The sequence below is a fragment of the Arthrobacter sp. K4-10C genome, from assembly GCF_059090085.1.
Genome location: NZ_JBNHFI010000001.1, coordinates 283,535 through 292,748, shown reverse-complemented (window position 1 = coordinate 292,748; position 9,214 = coordinate 283,535). Strand labels below are relative to the sequence as shown.

At 62.2% G+C, this 9,214-nt stretch carries 16 protein-coding genes; 15 read left to right on the top strand and 1 reads right to left on the bottom strand.

What is annotated here, in order from left to right:
- The first annotated feature begins 2 nt into the window (after positions 1–2).
- Positions 3–128 (top strand): hypothetical protein, encoded by a 126-nt coding sequence (locus AC5RUU_RS01370; RefSeq protein ID WP_493973416.1) that lies wholly within the window; start codon positions 3–5, stop codon positions 126–128.
- Between the two features lie 50 nt (positions 129–178).
- On the opposite strand, the gene AC5RUU_RS01365 is transcribed toward AC5RUU_RS01370, so the two are convergent.
- Positions 179–1,618, bottom strand: a complete 1,440-nt coding sequence (locus AC5RUU_RS01365) for a GH1 family beta-glucosidase (RefSeq protein ID WP_493973415.1) — start codon at positions 1,616–1,618, stop codon at positions 179–181.
- A gap of 400 nt (positions 1,619–2,018) precedes the next feature.
- Between AC5RUU_RS01365 and rpsJ the strand changes: the two genes are divergently transcribed.
- The 14 genes from rpsJ to rplE all read left to right on the top strand — a co-directional run bounded on the left by rpsJ (position 2,019) and on the right by rplE (position 9,174).
- Entirely contained in the window at positions 2,019–2,327 is a 309-nt protein-coding gene (gene rpsJ, locus AC5RUU_RS01360) for a 30S ribosomal protein S10 (RefSeq protein WP_003803825.1), read from the top strand.
- Positions 2,328–2,344: 17 nt separating this feature from the next.
- On the top strand, positions 2,345–2,995 hold the full coding sequence (gene rplC, locus AC5RUU_RS01355) for a 50S ribosomal protein L3 (RefSeq protein WP_133345790.1): 651 nt from the start codon (positions 2,345–2,347) through the stop codon (positions 2,993–2,995).
- A gap of 4 nt (positions 2,996–2,999) precedes the next feature.
- Complete coding sequence (rplD, locus tag AC5RUU_RS01350) at positions 3,000–3,620, top strand: 50S ribosomal protein L4 (protein WP_133345792.1); 621 nt, start codon at positions 3,000–3,002, stop codon at positions 3,618–3,620.
- The gene (gene rplW, locus AC5RUU_RS01345; RefSeq protein ID WP_009358306.1) at positions 3,617–3,922 is read left to right on the top strand and encodes a 50S ribosomal protein L23; all 306 of its coding nucleotides are present in this window, start codon (positions 3,617–3,619) and stop codon (positions 3,920–3,922) included. Before rplD ends, rplW begins: the two co-directional genes overlap by 4 nt.
- Positions 3,923–3,951: 29 nt before the next feature.
- A complete protein-coding gene (rplB, locus tag AC5RUU_RS01340) occupies positions 3,952–4,791 on the top strand; it encodes a 50S ribosomal protein L2 (RefSeq protein WP_493973414.1) in 840 nt (279 codons plus the stop codon).
- Positions 4,792–4,803: 12 nt separating this feature from the next.
- Complete coding sequence (rpsS, locus tag AC5RUU_RS01335) at positions 4,804–5,085, top strand: 30S ribosomal protein S19 (protein ID WP_003803803.1); 282 nt, start codon at positions 4,804–4,806, stop codon at positions 5,083–5,085.
- 38 nt (positions 5,086–5,123) lie between these two features.
- On the top strand, positions 5,124–5,489 hold the full coding sequence (gene rplV / locus AC5RUU_RS01330) for a 50S ribosomal protein L22 (protein WP_009358304.1): 366 nt from the start codon (positions 5,124–5,126) through the stop codon (positions 5,487–5,489).
- Complete coding sequence (gene rpsC / locus AC5RUU_RS01325) at positions 5,490–6,323, top strand: 30S ribosomal protein S3 (protein ID WP_493973413.1); 834 nt, start codon at positions 5,490–5,492, stop codon at positions 6,321–6,323.
- Positions 6,324–6,740: a 50S ribosomal protein L16 gene (rplP, locus tag AC5RUU_RS01320; protein WP_009358302.1), complete on the top strand. Its 417-nt coding sequence runs from the start codon at positions 6,324–6,326 to the stop codon at positions 6,738–6,740. It abuts the gene before it with no gap.
- A gap of 2 nt (positions 6,741–6,742) precedes the next feature.
- Positions 6,743–7,072: a 50S ribosomal protein L29 gene (gene rpmC, locus AC5RUU_RS01315; protein ID WP_018760452.1), complete on the top strand. Its 330-nt coding sequence runs from the start codon at positions 6,743–6,745 to the stop codon at positions 7,070–7,072.
- Positions 7,069–7,374 carry a 30S ribosomal protein S17 gene (rpsQ, locus tag AC5RUU_RS01310; protein ID WP_493973412.1) on the top strand — a complete coding sequence of 102 codons (306 nt, stop codon included), beginning with the start codon at positions 7,069–7,071 and terminating at the stop codon, positions 7,372–7,374. The genes rpmC and rpsQ overlap by 4 nt, the downstream gene beginning before the upstream one ends.
- Positions 7,375–7,858: 484 nt before the next feature.
- Positions 7,859–8,227 (top strand): 50S ribosomal protein L14, encoded by a 369-nt coding sequence (gene rplN, locus AC5RUU_RS01305; RefSeq protein ID WP_009358299.1) that lies wholly within the window; start codon positions 7,859–7,861, stop codon positions 8,225–8,227.
- Positions 8,228–8,230: 3 nt separating this feature from the next.
- Positions 8,231–8,593, top strand: coding sequence for a 50S ribosomal protein L24 (gene rplX / locus AC5RUU_RS01300; protein WP_493973411.1), 363 nt, complete (start codon positions 8,231–8,233; stop codon positions 8,591–8,593).
- On the top strand, positions 8,593–9,174 hold the full coding sequence (gene rplE, locus AC5RUU_RS01295; protein ID WP_493973410.1) for a 50S ribosomal protein L5: 582 nt from the start codon (positions 8,593–8,595) through the stop codon (positions 9,172–9,174). Before rplX ends, rplE begins: the two co-directional genes overlap by 1 nt.
- Positions 9,175–9,214: the final 40 nt, after the last annotated feature.

The following is a 9,214-nucleotide window of genomic DNA, read 5'->3' as shown; positions in this document are numbered from 1 at the left end:
TCATGGGATGGCTTATTTTCCTGATAATCGTGGTCGCGGTGGTGGCAGGCGTGTTCTGGGCCAGGAAGCACTTCCGCCACGAAATCGACCGGGCCAAACGGATCAACCGGGCAAACAAGGACCAATAGCAAGGCATCACGCAGGGCCCGCATGCGCGAGGGGCCGTGCCAGTGCCTACTTATTGGCCGCCTTGGGTTTTGCGCGCCCGGGAAAGTGCCTGGTACCAGTAGAAGGACTGTTTCGGGGTCCTCTCCTGCGTCTCAAAGTTAACGTGGATCAACCCGAATCGTTGGGAGTAGCCCGCTGCCCACTCGAAGTTGTCCATCAGCGTCCACACGTAATAGCCGCGAAGGTCCACGCCGGAAGCGATGCCACCGGGTGAGGTCGCGTCCAGGGCGGTGCGCAAATGGCTGGCCAGGTACTGCACCCGGTCGTCGTCCTGGAGGGTGCCGTCAACCTTGTCCGGCTCGGGGAAACTGGCTCCGCCTTCCGTGATGTACACAGGCGGCAGGGCGTCCCCGTACCGGTCCTGGAGCTCCTTGAGCAGGATACCCAGGTGCTCCGGAGCCACGGGCCAGCCAAATCCGGTGCTGCCGAACTCGGGGTACCCCACTTCATGGAACGGCAGCCGGGCAACGGCCTTGTGCATGTCGGCCGGGATGGGGGTCACGCCGCGGCCGATGGCCACCTTCACAGGGAAGTAGTAATTCAGGCCGTAGAAATCCAGCGGCTGGTGGATGATGCGCAGGTCTGCGTCGGAGATCCTCCCGATGGAGCGCAGCCACGGCCGGGCGTACACCGGAAGCGTGGGGTAGCGGCCGAGCAGCACGGGATCTGCGTAGATCCGGTTCATCAGCAGGTCATACATCCGGGCCACCATCCGGTCGCCGATGCTCCGGCTCGCGGGCCGGACGGGCGCGTGCAGGTTGGTCACCCCAACGCCGCCGGTTACTCCGGCGGCCCGCAGCGCCTGTACGCCCAGCCCGTGCGCCAGCAGCTGGTGGTGGATCGACGGCAGGGCGTCGAACATCAGTGCCCGCCCGGGCGCATGCACGCCGAGGGCATAGCCGTTCAGTGTTACCGAGAGGGGCTCGTTGAGGGTGACCCATTGGGCCACCCGGTCGCCATAGCGCTCGGCGGCTGCTGCTGCGTACTCGCCAAAGCGTTCAGCCGTTTCGCGGTTCAGCCAACCCCCGCGGTGCTCCAGCGGCAGGGGAGTGTCCCAGTGGTAGAGCGTGGCCATGGGGGAGATGCCGGCCTCCAGCAGCTGGTCGATCAGCCGGTCGTAGAAATCCAGGCCCTCCGCGTTGAAACTGCCACGGCCCTCCGGCTGGATCCGAGGCCACGAAAGCGAGAACCGGTAGGAGTCCACCCCCAGGTCCTGCAGCAGCGCCACGTCCTCCGGCAGCCTGTTGTAGTGGTCGCACGCCACCGCGGGGGAGTGGCCGTCCACGATGGCGCCGGGCTTCTCGGCGAACGCGTCCCAGCCGGACGGGCCGCGCCCGCCTTCACCCAGGGCGCCCTCAATCTGGAAGGCGGCTGCAGCCACGCCAAGTGTGAACGACGGCGGCATGCGGCTGGCCAGTTCCGTCACCGATTCAGTGCTTTCCAGCGTCATGTCCTTATCATCCATTCGGACGCAGCCAAGGGCAATGACCTCCCCCGTGGCGCCACCAGAAGGGCGATTCGCATCTGCGGGGGATTTCCGGCATACTAGATGAGTTGTTCAAGCGCTTCTTCGCGTCCCGATCCGGATAATGCCGGGTGCAGGGTCCAGGTTGAAGACCAAACATAACCCACCCCAATGGAATTGCGGATTTGTATGCGTGTTCAGCACGACACGCCCGACCGCGGGGGTCGGTTACGCCGGCAAGGTGAGGAACCCGGATTCATCCGGATTCAGTTTGTGCGGCGGGTGGTAGTTACGACTTCAAATGCTTCGGCAGCCACATACAACAGGAAAGTGAACAGGGCAGCCCTAATCCGGGGAAGCACAGACTGAAAGAGAGTCAGGCGACATGGCGGGACAAAAAATCCGCATCCGGCTGAAGTCATACGACCACGAGGTCATTGACGTTTCAGCACGGAAGATCGTTGAGACGGTCACGCGCGCAGGCGCAACGGTAGTCGGCCCGGTGCCGCTGCCGACGGAGAAAAACGTGTACTGCGTCATCCGCTCTCCGCACAAGTACAAGGACAGCCGCGAGCACTTTGAAATGCGCACGCACAAGCGTCTTATCGACATCATCGACCCCACGCCCAAGGCTGTTGACTCGCTCATGCGTCTCGACCTGCCGGCCGACGTGAACATCGAAATCAAGCTGTAGGGAGGTGCTGAGAAACTATGACCGCAACCCGTAACGTGAAGGGCCTGCTGGGCACGAAGCTCGGCATGACCCAGGTCTGGGACGAGAACAACAAGCTCATCCCCGTCACTGTGGTCCAGGCAGATTCGAACGTCATCACCCAGCTGCGCAACGCAGAAGCTGATGGCTATGTCGCCGTTCAGATCGGCTACGGCCAGATCGATCCCCGCAAGGTCACCAAGCCGCTGGCTGGTCACTTTGAGAAGGCAGGCGTTACGCCTCGCCGCCACGTCGTCGAACTCCGTACCGCAGATGCTGCCGAGTACGAGCTGGGCCAGGAACTCTCTGTGGAGCTCTTCGAAGCCGGCCAGAAGATCGACGTCGTCGGGACCACCAAGGGTAAGGGCTTCGCCGGTGTTATGAAGCGTCACGGCTTCCACGGCGTTGGAGCTTCCCACGGTGCCCACAAGAACCACCGTAAGCCCGGTTCAATCGGTGGCGCATCCACCCCGAGCCGCGTCTTCAAGGGCATGAAAATGGCCGGCCGCATGGGCGCCGTTCGTCACACCACGCTGAACCTCACGGTCCACGCGGTTGACGTCGAGAAGTCGCTGCTCCTTATCAAGGGTGCCGTTCCCGGCGCCCGCGGCCAGGTCGTCCTCGTACGCACCGCCGTGAAGGGAGCCTAATCCAATGGCTAACACTGTCCAGGTTGACCTGCCTGCAGAGATCTTCGACGTCCAGACCAACGTGCCGCTGCTGCACCAGGTTGTCGTTGCCCAGCTCGCTGCTGCTCGCCAGGGTACCCACAAGACCAAGACCCGCGCTGAAGTTTCCGGTGCAGGACGCAAGCCGTTCAAGCAGAAGGGCACCGGCCGCGCCCGCCAGGGTTCGATCCGTGCTCCGCACATGACCGGCGGTGGCATTGTCCACGGTCCCACTCCGCGTGACTACAGCCAGCGCACCCCCAAGAAGATGATTGCTGCTGCACTGCGCGGCGCACTGTCTGACCGGGCCCGCAACGGACGCATCCACGTTGTCTCCGAGCTGGTTGCAGGCGACAAGCCTTCGGCCAAGACCGCCCTGGCAACGCTCCGCGGTGTTTCCGACCGCAAGAACCTGCTGGTTGTCATCGAGCGCGCCAACGATGTTGCTGCACTGTCCGTGCGCAACCTCGCCGGTGTTCACGTTCTGTACGCAGACCAGCTGAACACCTACGACGTTCTCGTGTCTGATGACGTTGTCTTCACCAAGGCTGCCTACGACGCATTCGTTGCCGCCAAGGCAGCTAAGAACGAGGAGGATGCCAAGTGAGTGCAGCCACCATTAAGGATCCCCGCGACGTCGTGCTTGCACCCGTCGTGTCGGAAAAGAGCTACGGCCTGATCGACGAGGGCAAGTACACCTTCCTGGTGGACCCCCGGTCGAACAAGACCGAGATCAAGCTGGCCGTGGAGAAGATCTTCTCCGTCAAGGTCGAATCGATCAACACCATCAACCGTGCCGGTAAGCGCAAGCGCACCAAATTCGGATGGGGTACCCGCAAGAACACCAAGCGTGCGATTGTCACCCTCAAAGAAGGCACCATCGACATCTTCGGCGGTCCGCTCTCGTAGCGGAGACCACTTTAACGAGGAAATAAATTATGGGAATCCGTAAATACAAGCCGACTACCCCGGGCCGTCGTGGCTCGAGCGTAGCGGACTTCATCGAAATCACGCGGTCGACGCCGGAAAAGTCGTTGGTACGTCCGCTGCCCAAGAAGGGCGGCCGTAACAACACCGGTAAGATCACCACCCGTCACAAGGGTGGCGGACACAAGCGCCAGTACCGTCTGATCGACTTCCGTCGCCACGACAAGGACGGCGTTGACGCCCGCGTTGCCGAAATTGAGTACGATCCGAACCGTACGGCCCGCATCGCGCTCCTGCACTACGTTGATGGCACCAAGCGTTACATCATCGCCCCGAACAAGCTGTCCCAGGGTGACTTCGTGGAGGCAGGTGCCAACGCTGACATCAAGCCCGGCAACAACCTCCCCCTGCGCAACATCCCCGTGGGTACCGTTGTCCACGCAGTTGAACTGCGTCCGGGCGGCGGCGCCAAGATGGGCCGCTCCGCCGGCGCATCCATCCAGCTCGTTGCCAAGGAAGGCCGCTTCGCCCAGCTGCGCCTGCCTTCCGGCGAAATCCGCAACGTTGACGTGCGCTGCCGCGCAACCGTCGGCGAGGTGGGCAACGCCGAGCAGTCGAACATCAACTGGGGCAAGGCCGGCCGCATGCGCTGGAAGGGCGTCCGCCCGACCGTCCGTGGTGTCGCCATGAACCCGGTTGACCACCCGCACGGTGGTGGTGAGGGTAAGACGTCCGGTGGTCGTAACCCCGTCAACCCGAACGGTCAGCGGGAAGGCCGCACGCGCCGCCCCAACAAAGAGAGCGACAAGCTTATTGTGCGTCGCCGTCGTACTGGCAAGAACAAGCGATAGGAGCCTGGACACATGCCACGCAGCCTGAAAAAAGGTCCTTTCGTTGACCAGCACCTCTTTGTGAAGGTAGCCAGGGAAAACGAAAAGGGCACCAAGAACGTCATCAAGACCTGGTCCCGCCGTTCGATGATCATCCCCGACATGCTCGGACACACGATCGCCGTACACGACGGACGCAAGCACATTCCGGTGTTTGTCACTGAGTCGATGGTCGGGCACAAGCTCGGCGAATTCGCTCCCACGCGGACATTCCGCGGCCATGTCAAGGACGACCGTAAGGGCAAGCGCCGCTAGGCGCCTGCGCTTACGTCATAGACGAGAGAAGGAAAGCAATGGAAGCCAAGGCAATTGCGCGCCACATCCGCGTAACGCCTATGAAGGCCCGGCGCGTCGTCAACCTTGTTCGTGGATTGCAAGCGAATGAGGCTCTGGCAATTCTGAAGTTTGCCCCGCAGGCAGCTTCGGAGCCGGTATTCAAGGTAGTACAGTCGGCAATCTCCAACGCCCGGGTCCTTGCGGACCGCGACGGCGTGGCGTTTGACGAAGGTGACCTCATCATCAGCGAAGCGTTTGTTGATGAAGGCCCGACCATGAAGCGGTTCCAGCCGCGCGCCCAGGGTCGTGCATTTCAGATCAAGAAGCGCACCAGCCACATCACCGTGGTAGTCGCTACCCCGGAGAAAGAGGAGGCTCGCTAAGTGGGACAGAAAGTAAACCCGCACGGGTTCCGACTCGGCATCACCACCGATCACGTATCGCACTGGTTCGCTGACAGCACCAAGTCCGGCCAGCGGTACAAGGACTTCGTTCGCGAAGACATCCGTATCCGCCAGCTCATGTCCACGGGCATGGAGCGCGCCGGCATCGCCAAGGTCGAGATCGAGCGCACCCGTGACCGCGTCCGCGTGGACATCCACACGGCCCGTCCCGGCATCGTCATCGGCCGCCGTGGAGCAGAAGCAGACCGCATCCGCGGCGAGCTCGAAAAGCTCACCGGCAAGCAGGTCCAGCTGAACATCCTCGAGGTCAAGAACCCCGAGATGGAAGCCCAGCTTGTTGCCCAGGGCGTTGCCGAGCAGCTGACTTCCCGTGTGGCATTCCGCCGCGCCATGAAGAAGGCCATGCAGTCCGCGCAGCGTGCCGGTGCCAAGGGCATCCGTATCGCCTGCTCGGGTCGACTGGGTGGCGCTGAAATGTCCCGCTCCGAGTTCTACCGCGAAGGCCGTGTGCCCCTGCACACCCTCCGCGCGAACATCGACTACGGCTTCTACGAAGCCAAGACCACTTTCGGCCGCATCGGTGTGAAGGTCTGGATCTACAAGGGTGACGTCACTGCCAAGGAACTGGCCGCCCAGGCCGCTTCCGCCCCGTCCCGCGGCCGCTCCGGCGACCGTCCGGGCCGCCCGGGTGGCGCTGACCGTGGTGATCGCCGCCGTCGCAACGACCGTCCGGCCGCTGACGCAGCTCCTGCTGCCGAAGCACCGGCAGGTGAGGCTGCACCCGCTGCAGCAGTAGAAGGAGGACAGGCTTAAATGCTTATCCCACGTCGAGTCAAGCACCGTAAGCAGCACCACCCGGGTCGTTCCGGCGCTGCCACGGGCGGCACCAAGGTCTCGTTCGGTGAGTACGGCATCCAGGCCCTGAGCCCGGCATACGTCACCAACCGTCAGATCGAATCTGCACGTATCGCGATGACCCGCCACATCAAGCGTGGCGGTAAGGTCTGGATCAACATCTACCCGGACCGTCCGCTGACCAAGAAGCCTGCCGAAACCCGTATGGGTTCCGGTAAGGGTTCGCCGGAGTGGTGGGTCGCCAACGTCAAGCCGGGCCGGGTTCTCTTCGAACTCGCCGGTGTCAATGAAGAGGTAGCTCGCGAGGCCCTGCGCCTGGCAATCCACAAGCTGCCGTTGAAGGCACGCATCGTGCGTCGCGAGGGTGGTGAATAGAAATGGCAGTAGGATCCAAGGATCTGGCTCCCGCACAGCTGGACGGTTTCGACAACGAGCGTCTCGTTGAAGAACTCCGCAAGGCCAAGGAAGAGCTGTTCAACCTGCGTTTCCAGTCCGCCACCGGTCAGCTGGAGAACCACGGTCGCCTGCGCGCGGTAAAGAAGGACATCGCCCGCATCTACACCGTTCTCCGTGAGCGCGAGCTGGGCATCCGTGCCGAGGTTGCCGCACCGGTTGTGGAAGCCAAGGAAGAGAAGAAGTCCAAGAAGGCTGCAACCAAAAAGGCCGAGAAGGCTGAAACGGTTGAGACCGAGGAGGATGCCAAGTGAGTGAAAAGGACGAGAACGTGACGGAAGCTGCTACCGGCGCCAAGGCTGGTCAGCGCGGTTACCGCAAGACGCGTCGCGGCTACGTAGTCTCGGACAAGATGGAAAAGACCATCGTTGTCCAGGTTGAGGACCGCGTGAAGCACGCCCTGTACGGCAAGGTCATCCGCCGTACCTCAAAGGTCAAGGCACACGACGAAGAGAACACCGCCGGTATCGGCGACCTCGTTGTCATCGCCGAGACCCGTCCACTGTCCGCCACCAAGAACTGGCGGCTCGTGGAAATCCTCGAGAAGGCCAAGTAGCACCTGCTGCTTAGCTGTTGCAGCCCCTGCTCCCACTGGGAGCGGGGGCTGCCTCGTTTAACGGCAAGGGCGTCACGCGGAGCATGCTTTGCCTGGATGTACGACGGCGGCGGTGCGGCTTTGCGGGGGGAGTGGCACCCGGCAGGGCCGACAGGTGCCGGGCAGGACGCCGTCGTCCGTCTTGCGGGGGAGTGGCCGCTGGTGATATGGGGACCAGGCCAAACTGTGCTAAGATTTTGAGTTTGTATGGCGCCTTTCGCGCGCCGTTCATCAACCTCGTAAACAAGCGTGCCACAGCATAGTGCCCCTGTGCGCCCGGGATCCGTCCCGGACCGGATGGGAGCAACTGCTTCTGGCACGGGCGTTTAGGCCTGGTCTGGCAAAATCCAGGCGGGTCAAGAGACACCCCGATCAACCGTTCCGCAAGGCTCATTCCGTAGGAAGATTTTCGGTCTGAGAACCGGCGCGACGCAAGGAGTAAATAGTGATTCAGCAGGAGTCGCGACTCAAGGTCGCCGACAACACGGGTGCTAAGGAAATCCTTACCATTCGCGTTCTCGGTGGATCCGGCCGTCGCTACGCAGGCATCGGTGACGTCATTGTCGCCACCGTCAAGGACGCAATTCCGGGCGGCAACGTAAAGAAGGGCGATGTTGTCAAGGCAGTCATCGTCCGTACCAAGAAGGAACGCCGCCGTGCGGATGGTTCCTACATCAAGTTTGACGAGAACGCAGCTGTGATCCTGAAGGGCGACGGTGACCCCCGCGGTACCCGTATCTTCGGACCGGTTGGTCGTGAACTCCGTGACAAGAAGTTCATGAAGATCGTTTCTCTGGCTCCGGAGGTGCTCTAGTCCATGGCTGCAAAGATCAAGAAGGGTGACCTGGTCCAGGTCATCACTGGCGCCAAGGCTGAGCGCGGCGGCGACCGCGGCAAGCAGGGCAAGGTCCTGCGCGTGTTCACCGACACCAACCGCGTGTTGGTTGAAGGCATCAACCGCGTCACCAAGCACACCAAGGTCGGTCAGTCGCAGCGCGGCACCAAGACCGGTGGCATCGAGGTTGTTGAAGCCCCGATCCACATCTCCAACGTGGCACTGGTTGACCCGTCGACCAAGAAGCCGACCCGCGTGGGCTTCCGCCTCGACACCGTAGAGAAGGACGGCGTCGAGAAGACCGTCCGCATCCGCGTGTCCAAGAGCACCGGGAAGGACATCTAATGACTGAGACTCTCGAGACTCCGGCAACGAAGATCGTTCCCCGTCTGAAGACCAAGTACGCAGACTCCATCAAGGCCCAGCTCCAGGATGAGTTCAAGTACGCGAACGTGAACCAGGTTCCCCGCCTCGTCAAGGTTGTTGTGAACATGGGTGTTGGAGATGCCGCCAAGGACTCCAAGCTGATCGACGGCGCTGTCCGCGACCTCACCCAGATCACCGGCCAGAAGCCGCAGGTTACCAAGGCCCGCAAGTCGATCGCACAGTTCAAGCTGCGCGAAGGCATGCCCATCGGTGCACACGCTACCCTCCGTGGCGACCGCATGTGGGAATTCGTGGACCGTCTGGTCACCCTGGCACTGCCCCGTATCCGCGACTTCCGCGGCCTCAGCGGCAAGCAGTTCGATGGCAACGGCAACTACACCTTCGGTCTGACCGAGCAGGTTATGTTCCACGAAATCGACCAGGACAAGATCGACCGCGTCCGCGGTATGGACATCACGGTTGTGACCACTGCGAAGACCGACGACGAAGGCCGCGCGCTGCTCAAGGCGCTTGGTTTCCCGTTCAAAACCGAAGCTTAATTACTACGTAAAAGGTCCGGCCGCCCTGCTTCATGCGAAG